Below are 18678 nucleotides of genomic sequence, written 5' to 3'. Positions count from 1 at the left end.
TTTTATATAGCTAGGTCAAACTTCAACTGTGGCTTAACGGGGTCATAATCCACCAAGTCAAAATCTTCTGCTTTAATATCAAAGAAATTAGTCCCATCAGGAACATTCAAAACCAAGCGAGGTTGGCAGTCAGACGGCTCCCGACGAAGCAATTCCTGAGCTTGTTCAAATTGATTATCATAGATATGGAGGTTGTTGATAAAGTAGAAGAACTTCCCAACCTTCCAGCCAAAATGCTTGGCAATCATCATCTGCAAAGCCACATACTGCATAGCATTGATGTGGTGGGCCACTAGCATATCATTGGAGCGCTGGGTCAAAGTCGCATCTAGGTAGATTTCTCCATCTACACGGCGGACATCAAACATGGTCTGAAAGGCACATGGGAGTAGCCCATCTGTTTCTTCGAAAGCTTGGTAATCCCAGAGTGATATGATATTGCGGCGGTTCCAAGGATTGGCTGCCAACTGTTTGAGAAGCTTATTGATGATATCGTGTTTCTTAACAACGGCACCATAACGTTCCCCAATGGTCCCTGTATCTCCCACTTCCCAGTCATTCCAGTAGTGAACATTGTACTTGCTATTTAGCACTTCTAGGCTATTAGACTGGTCTTGGTAAATCCAAAGTACTTCCTTGATAGCTGATTTAATGGCAATAGGACGCAAGGTTGTGATAGGAAATTCTCCTTTTACCAAGTCATACTCTGCAAAGGCACCCGTTACATACTTGGAGTTGGCAACAGTCCCATCCTTGTACTTGGGACGCGCCTGCTCTGAAAAGACACCGTCTTTGAGGATTCGTTCAATATTTTCTTTAAAGATTGTATCTGCTTTTGTCATTTCGTTTCACCTCATTCATTGTCCTAACTAGTATAGCATAAAAAAGAAAAGAGGAACATTACTAACTCTAGGTTAGTATTTTTCCTCTTTTATTATTTTATTGCAATACAAGTGATGCTGCTCCGATAACTCCAGCGTCATTTCCTAGAGTTGCAAGAGCCAATTTAGTGGATGTGCGTACTTGTGGGAAGCTATTTTCGTCGTAGACTTTTTGAACACCTTGTAGAAGGAATTCTCCTGCAGCTGACACACCGCCACCGATAACGATTGTTGATGGGTTTAGGATTGAACCGATGTTGGCACAAGCGATTCCCAAGTAACGTGAGAAATTACGGTAAACGATCAAAGCAAGGTCGTCTCCTTCTTTTGCCAAATCAAAGACAGTCTTAGCAGTTACTTCTTCTCCGTTATCGATCAAGCGTTTCAAGGCTGCATCGCCTTCGTATTCATCGGCATAGCGACGAGTCAAGTTGACAATCCCTGTTGCTGAAGCAACTGTCTCAAGGCAACCTTTCTTACCGCAAGTACATGCGATTGGTTGGTCAAAGTCAACAGTGATGTGACCAAGCTCACCTGCTGCACCAGCAACACCGTGAAGCAGTTTACCTTCAGCGACGATACCGCCACCAACACCAGTACCGAGTGTCATAAAGACAACATCTGGTTGGTTATCTCCAGCACCCATCCAACGTTCACCAAGAGCTGCTACGTTGGCATCATTATCGATGAAGAATGGAATGCCCAAGGCTTTTTCAATTTTCTCTTTAATTGGTTGAAGGGTTTTCCAGTTCAAATTGTAGGCACCAATAACAGTCCCGTTTTCACGGTCAACCACACCTGGTGATCCCATTCCAATACCTTGGAAGTCCGCGGCTACCAATCCAAGCAAGTCCAAACGGTGTTGAATAGACTCAATCATATCATCTACGATATGACTTCCCTCATCCAAAATATTAGTCTTGATAGACCATTTTTCTTGGATTTCTCCTGCTGTTGTTAAGATTGCAAATTTGATAGAAGTTCCACCAAGGTCAATCCCAATAATCTTTTGACTCATCATATTCTCCTTTTTCATTGTATAGTAATTGAAAATGCTTACAGTACTAGTATAACAAAATTCAGTCATTTATGCAAAGGTTTGCATTAACTTTCTAAATTTTATCTGATTTATGGTTTCCAGAGACCTGAGGCATCTACATAGTAACGGCCTCCATCAACTCGCTCATTTTTAGCCATTTTACCATCTGATTTCAAATAGTAATTGCCTTGCCATGCATTGCGAGCATAAGAACCATCAGATTTCAAATAATACCAAGCTTGATAAGAAGAGTCATAAACCCACTCACCTTGTGCCATTTTACCGTTTGATTTAAGGTAATAAGCCCCTTGCCATGCATTTTTTGCATAAGAACCATCTGATTTCAAATAATACCAAGCTTGATAGGATGAATCATAAATCCATTCGCTCTGGGCCATTTTCCCGTCTGCTTTCAGGTAATAGCTTCCCTGCCATGCATTTTTCACTGGATTGCCATTTCCATCAAAGTAATACCAAGTACCATCCTGCTTAACCCAGCCACTTGTTGTTGCTGAACTTGTATCAGTTTGGGTTGTAGTCTCTTGTTTTGCTTTAAAGGCACCCTTAGGGGCATTTTTCAATTCACAAGCCACACCATCATGATCGCGGTCTAACCTGGCAGAATACCCAGGTTCTCCCTTGTGAATATCTGCGTATCCATTCGCCCAAGCTTCTTTACAACTAGAAAAATGAATATTTTCCTCTGCTAAAACTGGTTGTGAAAATAAGGCTAAAACTGACAACGTCGCCAAACTCATTTTAAAAAATAGACGTTTGTTCATTACTTTCTCCTATAGGAATGTTATCGATTTCAATATTATTTTATCAAACTTATTTCAGCAATTCAAGGAAACTTCTGGTATTTTCTACAAACTCCTTTGGTTTTTCCTTATTCAAGACATGAGAGCCGTCTGGGATAATCTGAAATTGGGATTCTGATATTAGTTTATGAAGACTTCTCATAGAACTAAGATTCGGTTTATCTTTGCTGCCACAAATTAGTAAGGTTGGATAGGGGCAAATCCCTGCTATATCCGTTAAATCAAGTGTCTTCAATTCTTTGGAAATACCTATTATAAAAGTCTTGTCTGCCCCCTGTTTTTCAAATAGTCTTTTGGGAAGTAGTTTAAAAATCAGCAACTGAAGATAAAATAGGATATTCCCTGCTAATTTAAGCGGGCATCCTGATAAAACCAAAGCTCGAAGATTTGGTAAATCGTAACTGGAAAGTTCTAGTGCCAGGGCAGCACCTAAGGACAATCCAATCAAAACAAAAGGTTCTATCTCTTGAGCTAGTTGCTGATAAACTCGCTCCTTGGCTTTTTGATAGCTGCCAACTCCAGAAGGAAATAACTCGATAGCCTCAGAAGAATAATCTGTCAGTAGATTCCGAACTTCTTTCCAACTCTCTCCGGACTGCCCTAACCCATGCAAAAATATCAGTTTCATCTAATTCTCCTCAAGTCTTAGTTCATACAAGCCTCTCACTGCATTACAGCCATATATAGCCTCAACTTGGGCTAAGTCTGTCAAGGTCAAGACTTTCTCTTCTACTTGTCCTGTTTCTAGTAAATACTGACGGTAAATTCCTGGCAAGATACCAAGTCTGATAGGCGGTGTGTAGAGTTTTCCAGCGATTTTCAGAACCAAATTTCCAATAGAGGTTTCAAGTAGCTCTCCTGACTTATTGTGGTATATCTTCTCTTGTTCCCCTAGGCTCAAATGCGGTCGGTGGCTTGTTTTAAAATAGGTAAATGCTTGTTGCAAATTGGCTTCCTGCAGGCAGAGTTGGGCATGGCAGAAGGTTGGACTGAGAGGTTCCAATACTTGACGATCGACTTCTATCTCTCCAGACTTGCTAAGGCTAATTCGCAAGCGGTAGTCTTGATCAATGTCACAATCCTGACACTCTTCCTCTATCTTTTGTTTCAAGTTTTCTGAATCAAATGGAAAGGCAAAATACCGACTAGCTTTTCTCAGTCTTTCCAGATGTTGTTCTTCAAACAGCAGTTGTTTTTGGCTGATTTTTCCAGTTGTAATTATTTGGAAAAGAGCTTGTTTCCGATAAAGCACAGCAGCCTTTTGATGAACCTCACGATATTCAGATTCCCAAGTGCTATCCCATGTAATACCTCCGCCAACTCCATAGATGGCTTGACCTTTGTGAAGTTGAATAGTACGGATAGCAACATTAAAAATCCGTCGTCCATTTGGAAGCAAGAGACCAATCGTTCCACAGTAGACTCCGCGCGGTTGTGGCTCCAAGTCCTTGATAATCTCCATAGTCGCAATTTTCGGTGCGCCCGTTATGGATCCACAAGGAAAGAGAGAGCGAAAAATTTCAACAAGGTCCACATCCTCTCGCAATTGACTCTTGATGGTCGAAGTCATCTGCCAAACCGTTGAATACTGTTCTACTTGGCAAAGACGCTCCACGTGCTCACTCCCCACCTCAGAAATACGATTCATATCGTTGCGCAAGAGGTCCACAATCATCATGTTTTCAGAGCGATTTTTGGGATCCTGCTCCAGCCAACTAGCCTGTTCAAGATCTTCTTGGTCAGTTACCCCACGCTGAGTCGTTCCCTTCATTGGGCGCGTTGTCAACTCGCGGTCATTCTGCTCAAAAAAGAGCTCTGGACTCATGGAAATCACTGCCATCTCGTCATGTTCCACATAGGCATTGTAGCCCGCCTCCTGCTCTACCACCATACGATTGTAGATAGCAAAAGGATTGGCAGACAACTCCTGCTTGAGTTGGACAGTGTAGTTGACCTGATAGGTGTCTCCCTGCCGCAAATGATAGTGAATCTGGGCAATCGCCTTTTCATAGTCTGTTGCAGACGTTACTTCCTGCCAATTTGAAGGCAAATCAACCTCATCATAAATCAGAGGAATAGGGGATGTTTCTACCCTATCATGAACGGTAAAATATAGCAGATACTCTGCCAGTAAAGGAGCTTTATGAACTGCTAATTTCTCCTCAAAAGCAGGTGCAGCCTCATAGCTGACATAACCCACCACATAGTAGCCATGCTCTTGGTAGCTTTCCACTTGTGCCAGCAAGGCTGTTACTTCCGCTAAATCTCTCGTTTTTAACTCTTTGATAGGCTGGGTAAAGATGTATCTCTCCCCCAAAGCCCTAAAATCAATCACTGTTTTTCTATGCATAGCTTAAGTATAGCATAAAAAGGCAGATACAGACAAAGCTGATCTACCTTTTTACGATTTTATTCATCCCTATGCTTGTGGTGCAGTAAATAGATCACCAGAGAAACCGTCTGTGTTTTTAAGTAATGCTTTGTACACTTTAGCTTTAAGATTTACAGTATTTGTATATTTGTCTTTAATTTTAGGGTCATTTAACTCCTGTAAATCTTTAGTCACAGCTGCATTGAATAATGCTTGTAGTCTACTATATGAAGAGATGTTTTCACCGTCAATATTAATTTCTGTGAATCCTCTTTGAGCTTTTGTAAGAACTTCCTCATACCAAGTTTTTTTCCAGTCTTCAAGAGTTTTAAATTTACCACCAGAAACTTTATCAATAATAAATTTATCACTTAGAGTTTGACTTGCTTTATTGGCTTCGGATTTATATTTATTAGAAACATATCCGATGAATCCATTTTCGTATCCGAAATATCCCCACATACGAAATGCATTATGTTTAAATGATGCAGCCCCAGGAGCACCATCACTGGTATTACCACCATAGATACCAGTCATCATATTTATATTCACATAAGCAGTTCTAAAATCAGATGGATCGTATGTGTTATTTCCAGGAGCACCATGTTTGGTAATGAAATTATTATCAATTAAATCATTAATGTTATTTAATTGAAGTGCTTTCTCAGTGTCATTTAAATCGCGAATTTTGTCAAACTGGTGAGGTTGTCCGTCCTTACGCATTTGTTTATCCATTTTCTTGAACCAGCTATCATTGTTACCTTGTAATTTTGGTAAGACAGCTTCAGCTTCAAGAGAATCTAACATCATCAGAGCTTCATTATAGTTCTTCATATATTTATCAATAGCTTCTCGTGATTGAAGCTTATTAGGGTTATAGTTGTACCATTGATTACCATCATTTGAACGTTCAAATGCCATATTTAATCCAAGTGCGCCGTATTCACCTTGGTGTCCATGTTCTGCTGGGGACTGTAACATGCCTTGAGCAAAGGCTTCTAAGAATGTTCCTTCACGATGCGTGTATCCTCCATAGTAAGCTACGCGGTCATTTATATGAGTAGTCTCATGCGTAAATGCAGACGCACCATATTCACTAATCATATCAGACATAACAAATACAACTTTAGCTCGAGTATCATTCTTGTCATCATAATATGTAGCATATGCCCCAGCAACAGCTCCATTAGGACCGTAATGCTCACCGACAGGACCATAAAGCTCACGAGTAGGTGGATAAATGCCTGTTCCATCTTCGAACTTACCATATTTATCCATCCATTGCCCCCATTTATGACCCCAAACTTGGTAACCTTCCCATACTGGAGTTACAATATCTTTGACAAGCTTATTTTTTACCGCATCTGTTGCTAAACGATACCAGAAATCAAGATAGTTAATTTGTCTGTCTGCAGCCAAATTAATATTATCCTTCCACTTATCCAGTGTGGTATTGTATTTATTAGCAGTCCCAAATGATATAGTATTGTAGGTCGATATCAAGAATGCTTGGGTTTGTTTAAGGTTAAGGAGCGGTAAAATCATCTTTTGATGGTATCCGCGAGATAAATTGTCAAAAGCACGATACTTAGCAGTTTTAATAGCCTCTTCACGTGACTGACGTTCTGCTACATAAACCTTACCTTCAGTGGAGTGAATAAACCAATCATTCAAATTTGTGTCGGCTGTCAATAACTTCATATTATATCGTAAGAAGTCAATAAGATTTCCAGACACCGTGTTCTTAGCCAATACCTCTCTAAATGCATCATGTGTACGATGACCTTTTAAAGTATTTTCTTTTGAACCAATTTCAATCAGTCTATCTAAGACATCTACATTTTTACCATAAAAATCTGGTTTAAACATCATTAAGTCTTTAATGGTTTTACCATCAAAATTGATACCATAATATCGATTTAGGTAAGCAAGACCTAACATAATTTTTGCGCTATTGTCTTGAACTTTCTTAACAAGAGCTCTTTGAGTTGCGTCTGATATGTTTAATTGATGATCTTCTGATTCCACAAGATGTTTGACAATCGTATCCATATTAGACTTCAATTCTTGGAAATGTTCCTCAAAATAGAAGTCACGAATATATCCATTTTGGCGTTGCTCTGTGTTTGCACTCTTATCTTTACTGTCATTACGTCTATCCAAGATCGAACGGACACCCGCAGACTGAAGTTCTACTGAAGTCAAGGCTTCCTTAACCTTAGTCATCAGATCACTACGATCTTTAACAACCATGTTTGGTGTGTAAACAATATTTTGACCGACTATATTATATTCTTTCACTTGAGCTACTCCAGAATCAGAATTGACTGCCACGGACATTTCTTCCTTTATACCATCAGCGTAGTGAATCATAATCTTATCAATATCAGATAAATCTGTAACAAATTGACCATTCTTCATACCTGTAACAGATAATACTTCTTTCTTCACAAGATTTGAATCTTGCTCTAACTTATTACCCTGATTTACAATCCAGTCTTTGTTATAAAATGGTTGAAGTTTAGCAATATTTCTATAAGCTTGGTCATATTCTGATTTGTAGTTTTGAATCAGTTTATATTCTTTATCTTTAGTTTCAATATTGTTTAATCTATTTGTTTGAAGTTCTTCACTCTCAAACAAATTTGCAGTAATGCCATAACCAGCTACACGTTTATCAGCATCTTCTTTGGAAATTTCTTTCAAATTATGGGATAAAGTATATGACTTACTACCGACACTAACTCCTAAAACACTATAGTTGTTTTTAATATATGGAAATGCAAAATCACTGTCATTAATATCTGGAGAACCATATAATATTTCACCTTTTACTACCTTAGCGTAACTCACATTGTCATCAGCATTTCCCCAAGGCCAGTTTTTACTGATTAAACCTCCAGCTTCAACAGGGTTTGATAAATTAATCACACCTTTCATAACTGACTTACGTAATTTTGTAAATCTATCACGTCCAGCACCATTTATTCTATGTTCCATGACGGCAACAATTCCACCAACACGTACACGATTACCTGTAAGATTAGCATCGACATAAGCTCTATCAATAATACCTTCGTACATACGGCCTGCAATACCTCCCATATAGGAGTTAGCACCATTACCAGTTGTATGGATATTACCTATAAAAGCTATATTTTCAAGTCTTGAAGCATGCTCTATCCAGTTCACAAATCCAGCCACATGATTACGACCTGTAATATTACCCGTTACTTTAACATCTTTAATAAGAGACTGGTCACCTTGCATTTTATGACTGATGACAGAAACATGATCTTCTGACGGAAGATTGATATTCACATTTTCAAAATTAATATTTTGCACTTTACCATTATCAATTAAATGAAATAAAGGCTTTTTCAAATTATAAATAGCATAGTGCTTATCGCCATCACTAGAGAGCGTACCCTTAAAATTACCTGTTACATATGATTTACTACTAACATCTAGATACTGTGCATCTAAACTTTTTCCTAATTTAAACTCACCGTTAGGATTTTTCTGCATAGCATCTACTAAATCTTTGAAGTTATAGTAAACGTTATTTTGCGATGCTTTGGGTTTCTCTATGTAATAAGTGTACGTTTGACTCAAGCTATTATTTGAATCACGTTGGATTAAATCAGGAGCTGAAGCAGTAACTTTAAATAGGGATGTCTCCTCCTCAGTTACTTCCTCTATATTAGTAATGGCAAGCCTTGTTACTTTATTATGATTAGTGGTAATTTTTAGATAATATGACGTTAGATTTTCTGGAACAGTTTCTAGAAGGCTACTATCTGTTTCATTTCCATTCTCATCCACTTTCATCAATCTTGTTTCTTTAATATCTTTAATCTCAACTTTTTTAAGGTCTAGTTGGATTGGTTGATTATCTAAGATTTCTGTTACATCACCGTTACCTCTATCGTAAACCATAGTTGTAGATAGAGTGTATTCTTTGTAATACTCTAGGTTTTTAAATGCTGCGTCTATAGTTTCATTATTTACATCATCGCCTGTAAGCTCTACAGTGCTAACAACTGTTTCTCCTTTTTTCAGAGTAGCTGTAATTGATTTAATTTTTGTTTTATTTTGGTTTTCTAGAGAATACTTAGCAATTGCTTCACGTTCTAATACTTTCTTATCAGTGTTTACAAATTTTAATACTGGTTTTTCAGTCAATGGAACTAAGTTTTTGATAGCTTCTTGTAATCTTCTAGTAGCATCATCTACTTTACTTTGAGTGGCAGCTTCATCTGAATTTACAGGGTTTGCTGCTACAAGGGCATCTTCTAAAGCTTTCCATGTTTGAGTAGTGTATTCTTCTTTATGTTTGCTGTTAGCTGTGTTAATAGCATTTTGCAATGCAGTCTTATCGACGGCAAGAGCATTTATAGCGGCTTGAAGAGCTTTAGTAGCCGCATCTATTTCACTTTGTTTAGGAAGTGGAGTAGTTTGATCGTTGATTTCTTTGGCTTTGATTTCGGCTTGTTTGAAGTTGTTCCAAGTTTTTGGACTGTAGTCAGTTTCTTGTTTTTGATTAGCAACTGTTATTTGCTCTTGTAATTTTGTTTTATCAACATTAAGTGCATCAATAGCGGCTTTCAAGTTCTTAGCGGCTTCATCGATTTGAGTTTGAGTAGCAGTAGCGTTATCTTCTACGGCTTGAGCAGTTTTTTTCGCTTCTTCTAATGCAGACCAAGTCGCAGGACTATGATCAGCTTCTGTCTTAGAGTTAGCATCAGCAAGTTGTTTTTCCAGTTCAGTCTTATCAGTTTTTAATGCATCAATAGCAGCTTTAAGTTTTTTAGCAGTTTCATCGATTTGAACTTGAGTAGCTTTGTCGTTGTATTTTACAGTTTGAGCGTCAGTTTTCGCTTCTTCCAAAGCGTTCCAAGATGTAGCACTGTAGTCAGTTTGAGTTTTTTCGTTTGCAAGGTGAAGTTGTTTTTCAAGTTCGGTCTTATCTGTGGTTAAACCAGCGACAGCAGCTTTAAGTTTTTCATAAACATGATCAACTTCGCTTTGCTTAGTAGCTGGGGTGTTTGTAACTTTTTCAGCTTCAGCTAATACATCTTGAAGGTTTGCCCAAGATGCATCACTGTAGTGCTCTTTAGTTTTTGATTTTGCGTCAGCGATAGTTTTGTTTAACTCAGTTTTATCGACACTTAGAGCATCGATAGCCGTTTTAAGTTTATCTGTCTCGCTATTTACCTCAGGCTGTTTTACAGACTTTGAAGCATAGACACCTTTTGCAGTTTCTAAAACAGGAGTCAATGCACCATAACTTGCTGTAGAATAATCAGTAGGAGAAACTGAACTAGCTTTATCAATTTGATTCTTTAACTCACTTTTATCAACTGGTTCTTTAGTACCAATACCTTTTATTTCATCTACTGGCTTGGTTGTTATTGTATCCTCTAATACTTTACTAGACTGTTTTCCATCAATAGTAGTGACTTCAGTTAAAATAGTGCGTTCACCTGCCACACCTTCTCGAATAACTTTTGTTTCTCCCTTAGTGAGATTCTCATCGTCTTGCTCAATTGTCTTAAAAGGCACAGGCTCTTTAGTTACTATAACTTCAGGCTTAACCTCTATCACATTTAACACACCCTCTTCAGGAGTTGTTTTATGTTCTACTGCTGGCTGTTCAGCTTCTTGTTTCGGGGTTTCTTCCGAAGCCTTCTCTTCTTCAGAAGCTTCTGGTTGCTTTTCTGGCTCGACTGGTGCCTGTTCGTCTTCACTTGGCGCGACTGGTTCACCTGCTTGTTCAACTTTTGGTTTCTCAGCTGGTTCCGTTTGTTTTTCTACAGCAGGCGTTTCCACTTTTGGTTCTTCAACAGGTTGATTAGCAGCCTCATCTTTTGTTTTTACTACTTCTGGCTGTGCATCTTCTTGTTTCGGTGTCTCTTCCGATACCTTATCCTCTTTAGGATCTTCTTGTTGTGATGAATCTTTTGGTATCCTTGGTTGCTCAGGTTGTTCTGGGACTTTTGGTTGTTCTACTGGAGTTGCAACTTTTGATTCCTCAGCTGGTTTGTCTGATGGTTGACTTTCTGGCTTAACTGCTACTTTTTTCTCTGGTTTTGAATCAACTTCTCCACCTGAAGCTGGTTCTGCTGAATCTTCTTTCCCCTCTTCTACTTTAGGGAGGGGCTCGTCAGTAGGTTTTACCTCCGATTTTGGTTCTTCCTTTGGACTTTCTTCTGTTTTAGGTGCTTCTTCTTTTGGAGCTTCCTCTGTCTCTACTGCTTGGTTTTCTGGCTTAGCTTGCTCCTGATTTGTTGTTACTTGGGGATTCTCAACTTCGACCACAGTCACCTCTCCAGGTTTAGCTGAGGCTTCTTCTAAAACAGTATCCAAGCCAAGCGTTTTGAGGATGTCACCTGATAGATAACCAACATAGCGATAACCCTCCATTTCAACAACACCCTCTCGACTAGCCGGTGCTAGGGTCGCAACTGGGTCTACAGCTCCTGCACTAGGAAGGACTACCAATCCCATAGCTCCAACTAGAAAGACGCTGGCAATTTTCTTTCTCTTGTAGATTAAAAGCAAGCTCCCAACAGTCAGCAAACCAAAAGCTGTCAAAACAGATGCTTCTGTCCCTGTTTGTGGCAGCTGGTCTTTTTGATATACCAAACCATAGACAACTTCATTTCCATCAGGCTTTCCTGTCTGGATTAAATCTTTAGCTTCTTGTGAAATAACCTCTTTATCTACATAGTGATAGGTGGCTGCGTCCACTACAGAAGGAGCCATCAAAAGGCTTCCAAGAAATACAGAACCTACAACTCCCTTAATCTTACGAATTGAAAAACGGTCTTTTTTAAACACTTTCATCTCCTTTATTCATTCTCACGACTTTCTAATAGAATCTCGCGGATAGTGCGCACGCGCACCTCCGACTAATTTTGGACGACTAGCCAGCGCCGTTACGTGGGCATGACCAATCTCTCTCAAAAGAGGACGAATCGGAACCTGAACATGCTTAACATGCATGCCAATTGCAGTGTCTCCGATATCCAATCCAGCATGAGCCTTGATAAATTCAACCTCAACTGGATCTTGCATAAACTTGAAGGCTGCCAACTGACCTGAACCTCCTGCATGAAGGGTAGGAAGGACATTGACAATTTCCAGACCAAACTGCTCTGCCACCTGACGTTCAACAACGAGGGCACGATTGACATGCTCACAGCCTTGAACTGCTAAATGGATACCTCTACTACCTAGAATACCCAAGATAGTCTCCACTATCAGCTCACCAATCTCTTGACTGGATTGTTTCCCAATCTGACCACCTATCACCTCACTAGAAGATAGACCTAAAACAAAAAGGGCACCCTGCTTCAAATTGGCCTTTTCTAAAACATCTTCTAATACCTGACGTGTTTCTCTTTGAATCTGTGTCTCGTTCATCTCTGCCACCTCTTTTGTCACTATCTATCATACCGTTTTTTCTTGTTTTTAGCAAGATAGACAACCTAGAAAGCTTGCCCAATTACGCATAAAACTCCCAGAATTGACTGGGAGTTAGCTAGTTTCTATTCTATTTATGTATATTTCCACTTTCGTCCCTTTTTGGGGCCTAGAATCAATCTTCATCTGGTAATATTCTCCAAAATGAAGTTTGAGCCGTTGGTCGACATTTTGCAGACCAACTCCTCCACGTTTGAGGTTACTTTGACTACTATCGCCAGCAGCTTGGAAGCCAACGCCATCATCCTCAATGCGGATGACCAAGCCCGAATCCTGTTTCTGGACAGAAAGTTTAATATGTCCCTGACCTTCCTTCTCCTTAATGCCATGGTAAAGAGCATTTTCCACCAGAGGTTGTAACACCAACTTGGGCAAGACTAGATGATCAAAGGTAGGATTTTCCTCAATCTCGTATTCCAGCTTATCTCCATACCGTTGTTTCTGGATAAAGAGATACTGGCGAACATGATTGATTTCATCAGACAGGCAAATCAAATCCTTGCCTTGATTGAGTGCCAAGCGGAAATAGGTTGCCAAGGACTTGGTCACCTGAACCACACGCTGACTATCCTGAAATTCAGCCATCCAGATGATGGTGTCCAAGGTGTTATAGAGGAAATGAGGGTTAATCTGACTTGATAGGGCTTGAAGTTGGTACTGACGGGTCGTTTCTTCCTGGCTACGAATATCTGCCATCAGCTGATCAATCCGATCCAACATGGCATTAAATTGGCGAGTCACTTCTCTCAGTTCATAGGCACCAGTTTCCTTGGCACGAAGATTCTGACCACCAGAAGCAATTTCCAGCATGGTTTCTCTTAAGTCACTTAAAGGAGCAATCCAGCGTTTGAGACTGAACCACACCAAGCAGAGACAGACAAGAAGAGATGTGATACTAGCCCCAAGCAAGGTCCACAAGAGTTGATTCCTAACCTGATCTAACTTCTCCAGCGAAGATACGCCAAGTACCGTCCAATCAGTTCCTGCAATCTTTTCTTGACTGACGTAGGATTTGTGACCAGAAGTATAGCCCTGACCCGTCTCAATGTAGGATTTCATGGCCTCCATTTCGCTAGACGAACTATAAACTGTGTGTTGAGGATGATAAACAAATTCATGTTTTTCATTGATAATGAAAGCAAATCCCTGCTGACCCAACTGAAGCTGGTTGAGATAGGCTTCCAGAGTTTCGTAGGAAATATCCAAACGAAGCACGCCCAGATTGGCTCCCTTTGCATCAACAAGTTCTTGAGTGACAGAAATGACCCACTGACTGTCCGATTTACGAGCTGGGTTCAAAACTGGCATGGCTCCCCGATGAATAGCCTTTTGATACCAATCTTCAGCCATCATATCAGAGGATGTTTTCATCTGCACACTGTCATCTGTAGAAATGACCTGACCTGATTTGGTGACCAGTACAACAGCTTTCAAATCTTGGTCTGCCTTCAAGATAGTCAAAAATAGATTTCGGATTCCCTTGACCTTGTCTTGACTGGGATTCTCAGCATAGGTCAGGACATCTGCCTGCTGGGTCAAACTAGTCGAGGTGGTTTCTAATTTTTTGATATAAGACTGGATAAAGTGGCTAGTCTGGCTGATAGTCGTCTGGCTATTGCCCTCAATGCTAGCCTCAATGGCTGAAGAACTAGATTGATAGTAGAAAGTCCCAACCAGAGCTAGGAGAATGAGAAAGACCAGAAAGATGGAAATAACCATTCTGACTAGGAGAGAAGAACGCTTCATCGGCCTTCTCCCTTCTTAAACTGACGAGGTGTCACACCCGCAATCTGCTTAAAGCGTTGGGTAAAATAGTTCATATCTTCAAAACCAACCTTCTCTGCGATCTCATAAATCTTTAAATCCGTGGTCAAAAGCAAAAGCTTGGCTTGTTTGACACGTTCTCTCACCAGATAATCCTGAAAAGGCAGACCCAACTCTTTCTTAATCAAAGAACTCAGATAAGTCGGACTAAATCCCAAGTCACTGGCCAAAGACTTTAAACTAAACTGGCTATCAGCCAGATGGGACTGGATTTTCTGGGCCATGTTTCCTTCAAACTTATCGGTCAGTAAATCTTGTAACTGCTCTTCTTTCTCTTCCTTGTCCAACTTTTGCTTGATTTTCCTCAACATTTCCTCAATATCCTGACGAGAAAAGGGCTTAAGCAGGTAGTCATCCACACCGAGTTTGACAGCAGACAAGGCATAATCAAAATCATCGTAGCCTGTCAAAAAAACTAGATGAACCTGAGGATAGGTTTCTCGTACCAGACTGGCCAACTGGATGCCATTTAGCTGAGGCATATTGATATCGGTTAAAATAATATCTGGTATCTGCTTTTGAATTAGCTCCCAAGCCTGCCTTCCATTTTCAGCCTGACCGATGATTTCCATATCGTAGGCTGCTACATTGACCAACTTGGTCAAGCCTTGTCTTACCAGATATTCATCTTCTACGATTAAGATTGTGTAGGTCATGCTTCTCTCCTTTGTCACTTACTAGTATTAGTATAGCAAAATTCTCCTCTAACTGCTTAGGAAAGACTTCTTAATCGACATAATCTAGTAAATAAGCATAGCCTTTTTCTTCCATTTGGTCTTTGGGAATAAAGCGGATAGAGAGGCTATTGATACAGTAGCGCAAGCCACCTTTGTCCTGTGGACCGTCCGTAAAGACATGCCCAAGGTGAGAATCTCCTACTCGACTCCGCACCTCCATACGCGTCATATTGTAGGACTTATCTTCCTTGTAGGTGGCAACATCTGGACTGATTGGTTGGGTAAAACTAGGCCAGCCACAACCAGACTCAAACTTATCCTTTGATGAAAAGAGGGGTTCACCAGTTGCTACATCCACATAGATACCAGATTCAAATTTATCCCAGTAGCGGTTTGAGAAAGCTCGTTCTGTTTGATTTTTCTGGGTAACTGCATACTCCTCAGGTGACAGGGTCTTTTTCAATTCATCATCACTTGGTTTTGGGTATTTGCTGGCATCAATGACTGGATAGGCAGCCTGATTGACATTGATATGGCAGTAGCCATTTGGATTTTTCTTGAGATAGTCTTGGTGGTAATCCTCTGCCACTACAAAATTCTTCAAGGTTTCCTTTTCAACTGCCAGAGGTTGATCGTATTTCTTAGCAACTTCATCAAAGACTTGGTTGATTACCTCTAAATCCTTGTCATCTGTGTAATAAACACCAGTACGATACTGAGTCCCTACATCATTTCCTTGTTTATTTTTGCTGGTTGGATTGATAATGCGGAAATAATGAAGCAGGATTTCCTTGAGGGAAATTTGATTGGCATCATAGGTAACATGAACAGTCTCCGCATGACCTGTTTGGTTAATCAATTCGTACTTGGTTGTTTCCCCTCTACCATTTGCATAGCCTGATACGGCATCTGTCACTCCGGGAACGCGGGAGAAGTATTCCTCCACTCCCCAGAAACAACCTCCAGCTAGATAAATTTCGTGCAAGTCTGCGTCTTTACTAACTTCTGTTTTTTTCACTGTTTTTCCTCCTTGGCTAACTGCCGCTTTCTCAATTTGCGAGGCATCTGTCTGTCCTGCATTTCGCATCAATAGAAAATAGAAACCGGTTATGGCTAGGAAAAATACTCCTAGCAACAAGATGATTTTTAACTTATCATTCATAGAACACCTCCTAGGCCAATTCCTTCAAAGTTTGCAAAATCGCATCTTTTTCCATAAAACCTGGTTGCGTTTTGACCAGCTTTCCTTCCTTGTCTATAAAGGCTTGAGTTGGGTAAGAACGGACACCATAACTTTCCAAAAGTTTGCCTGATGGGTCAACTAGGACTGGGAAATTTTTATAATCCAAGCCCTTATACCAATTCTTAAAGTCCGCTTCAGATTGCTCTCCCTTGTGTCCTGGTGACACTACTGTCAAGACAACATAGTCATATCCAGCTTCTTTAGCGATTTCGTCCGTATCTGGAAGGCTAGCTAAACAGATGGAACACCAAGAAGCCCAGAATTTAAGATAGACTTTCTTTCCCTTATAATCAGACAAGCGGTAGGTCTTGCCATCTACTCCAGTTAGCTCAAAATCAGCCACTTCTTTCCCTTTAGCCGTGCTTGTTTTACTAGCTGTCTGCTCCATCTTCATCTCATCTTTCATTTGGTGTTCACTGGTCATGGACTTGCCTGAACAAGCCGTCAAACAAAGGAGCGAACCTGCTCCAAGAACACATGTTTGCCATTTTTTCATACTGATATTCCTTTCCATTTTTATTCAAATAATTGACTTAAAATTGAAGCATTTCCAAACAGAACCAAGATTCCCATCAGGATAATGAGAAACCCACCCACTTTTTTGAGGATTCCGAGATAAGGATGGAGTTTTCGGAAATGTTTCAAAACATAGCTAGAGGCCAGAGCTAGAACCAAAAATGGTAGCGCCAAACCCAGCGTATACACCAACATGAGACCAGCTCCCTGCCAAGCACCTGAGCCACCTGAAGCCGCCAAGGCTAAAACAGACCCCAGAACCGGCCCCACACAAGGTGTCCAAGCAAAACTAAAGGTCAAACCCAGCAAAAATGCCTGACTATAGCCCTTACCATGTTGCCCCTGTCTTTGCAGTTGTAACCTCTTTTCCTTATAAAGCCCCTTAAAGTGTAGAATCTCCATCTGGTGCAAGCCTAAGAGAATGATAACCGCACCCGTCACATATTGGAACCAAGAAGCATAAAGCAAATCGCCTAAAAAACCAGCTCCATAGCCCAACAAAATAAAGATAAAGGAAATCCCCGCTATAAAGGCCAGCGTTCGCAATAAACTAGTAACTGAGATTGAAAATTTGTTGCTAGAAGCCTGAGCACCATCCTTATCATCTAGTAACACCCCTGCATAAACTGGTAACAAGGGTAAGATACAAGGAGAAAAGAAGGATAGAATCCCTGCCAAAAAGACACTTAGAAAAAAGAAAATATGACCCATAAAGTTCCTCCTATCATTTTATTGATAGGTTTATTATACTCCTTCCATTTTCGAAAAAACAGGGACAATGATAGGGAAAAATAGGAATTTAATCAGATGATTTAGAAATCTTAGACAAAAACTATACAAAAACTACCAAAGCACAAAAGCGCATAGTATCAAGGTTCTATAAAGCCTCGATACTATGCGTTTTTGTAATAGATAAATAGTTAATCTTTTCTAAAGCTCGGATCTTTCAAACTCTGCACACTGGCATTGATAACTGCGCCTAGGATAACAATTTTAGCAATCAAGATAAACCAAAACATCATAACAACAAGAAGAACAGAACCTAAAATTCGGACATCCACTAAATGATGGACATAGTAATTGAGATAACTAGAGAACAGAGTTAGTAGAACTAAAATCACTAAGAGAACAAAGGCACTGCCTGGTAGGGTATAACTAAGTTTCCTGTTAGATAGATTAGGAAGAAAATAATAAAGCATGACCAAGATAGCAAAGAGGAGGGCGTAAGTCAGAGGACCTTCCAAACCTTGTAAAGCCTGATAGATAATGCCATCTTTTGTCCAATAATGAGCAAGTAAATCCAAAATCATCTGCCCAAATAAGCTCAAAAACAAGGCAAACGCAAAGAGGAGCTGCAAACCAAAACTGACCAGGAGACTCACCATCTGATGGGAAATAAGTCCACGACTCTTTTCGACGCCATAAGCCTTGTTAAAAGCTTTTTGCAAGAAATTCATAGATTTTGAAAAACTCCATAGCGCCGACAAGACAGAAAAACTCAACAAACCTGTTGAAGGTTGCGTCAAGACTTCTCTGGCTATTTTTTCCACACCTTCATAGAGGCTTGGGGGCAGGACGTCTTTCATAAAGCCCAGAAATTCTCCCACAGGAATCTGAAAATAGGGGAGGATATTGACCACCACCAAAAGCAGGGGAAAAATCGAAATCAACCAATAGTAGGCTACCGCGACACTGGTCAACTCACTATCTGATGCTTGATAATAATACAAAAAGGCTTTTACTAAATGCTTGTCTATCAGCTCGTTCCACCACTTTTTCATGTAACACTCCTTCACTTATAATCTTATACTCAATGAA

At 40.1% G+C, this 18678-nt stretch carries 13 protein-coding genes; all 13 read right to left on the bottom strand.

Annotated features, from left to right (window positions below; genetic code table 11):
* Positions 1-2: 2 nt before the first annotated feature.
* Entirely contained in the window at positions 3-842 is an 840-nt protein-coding gene (locus HT697_RS04185) for a thymidylate synthase (protein ID WP_173262282.1), read from the bottom strand.
* 97 nt (positions 843-939) lie between these two features.
* Complete coding sequence (locus tag HT697_RS04180; protein WP_050242334.1) at positions 940-1899, bottom strand: ROK family glucokinase; 960 nt, start codon at positions 1897-1899, stop codon at positions 940-942.
* Between the two features lie 110 nt (positions 1900-2009).
* Positions 2010-2702 (bottom strand): excalibur calcium-binding domain-containing protein, encoded by a 693-nt coding sequence (locus HT697_RS10455; RefSeq protein WP_164226713.1) that lies wholly within the window; start codon positions 2700-2702, stop codon positions 2010-2012.
* A gap of 49 nt (positions 2703-2751) precedes the next feature.
* Positions 2752-3369 (bottom strand): alpha/beta hydrolase, encoded by a 618-nt coding sequence (locus HT697_RS04170; protein ID WP_164226712.1) that lies wholly within the window; start codon positions 3367-3369, stop codon positions 2752-2754.
* Positions 3370-5091 (bottom strand): aminodeoxychorismate synthase component I, encoded by a 1722-nt coding sequence (gene pabB / locus HT697_RS04165; RefSeq protein ID WP_164226711.1) that lies wholly within the window; start codon positions 5089-5091, stop codon positions 3370-3372. It abuts the gene before it with no gap.
* Between the two features lie 69 nt (positions 5092-5160).
* Entirely contained in the window at positions 5161-11955 is a 6795-nt protein-coding gene (locus HT697_RS04160) for a ZmpA/ZmpB/ZmpC family metallo-endopeptidase (RefSeq protein WP_173262279.1), read from the bottom strand.
* Positions 11956-11976: 21 nt separating this feature from the next.
* The gene (locus HT697_RS04155) at positions 11977-12540 is read right to left on the bottom strand and encodes a TIGR01440 family protein (RefSeq protein ID WP_173253336.1); all 564 of its coding nucleotides are present in this window, start codon (positions 12538-12540) and stop codon (positions 11977-11979) included.
* A 114-nt stretch (positions 12541-12654) separates the two neighbouring features.
* Entirely contained in the window at positions 12655-14346 is a 1692-nt protein-coding gene (locus HT697_RS04150; RefSeq protein ID WP_173262276.1) for a sensor histidine kinase, read from the bottom strand.
* On the bottom strand, positions 14343-15080 hold the full coding sequence (locus HT697_RS04145; RefSeq protein WP_173262273.1) for a response regulator transcription factor: 738 nt from the start codon (positions 15078-15080) through the stop codon (positions 14343-14345). Before HT697_RS04145 ends, HT697_RS04150 begins: the two co-directional genes overlap by 4 nt.
* A gap of 70 nt (positions 15081-15150) precedes the next feature.
* Positions 15151-16263 carry a peptide-methionine (R)-S-oxide reductase MsrB gene (msrB, locus tag HT697_RS04140; RefSeq protein ID WP_173262270.1) on the bottom strand — a complete coding sequence of 371 codons (1113 nt, stop codon included), beginning with the start codon at positions 16261-16263 and terminating at the stop codon, positions 15151-15153.
* A gap of 10 nt (positions 16264-16273) precedes the next feature.
* The gene (locus tag HT697_RS04135) at positions 16274-16840 is read right to left on the bottom strand and encodes a redoxin family protein (RefSeq protein WP_173233648.1); all 567 of its coding nucleotides are present in this window, start codon (positions 16838-16840) and stop codon (positions 16274-16276) included.
* Between the two features lie 20 nt (positions 16841-16860).
* Positions 16861-17571, bottom strand: a complete 711-nt coding sequence (gene ccdA2 / locus HT697_RS04130; protein ID WP_173217733.1) for a thiol-disulfide oxidoreductase-associated membrane protein CcdA2 — start codon at positions 17569-17571, stop codon at positions 16861-16863.
* A gap of 209 nt (positions 17572-17780) precedes the next feature.
* Positions 17781-18641 (bottom strand): YihY/virulence factor BrkB family protein, encoded by an 861-nt coding sequence (locus HT697_RS04125; protein ID WP_173262267.1) that lies wholly within the window; start codon positions 18639-18641, stop codon positions 17781-17783.
* Positions 18642-18678 lie beyond the last annotated feature (37 nt).

Origin of the sequence: Streptococcus sp. 1621 (assembly GCF_013276615.1) — a bacterium.
Classification (GTDB): domain Bacteria; phylum Bacillota; class Bacilli; order Lactobacillales; family Streptococcaceae; genus Streptococcus.
The sequence above is the reverse complement of the archived record's forward strand: the minus strand, read 5'-3'. Positions and strand labels throughout refer to the sequence as shown.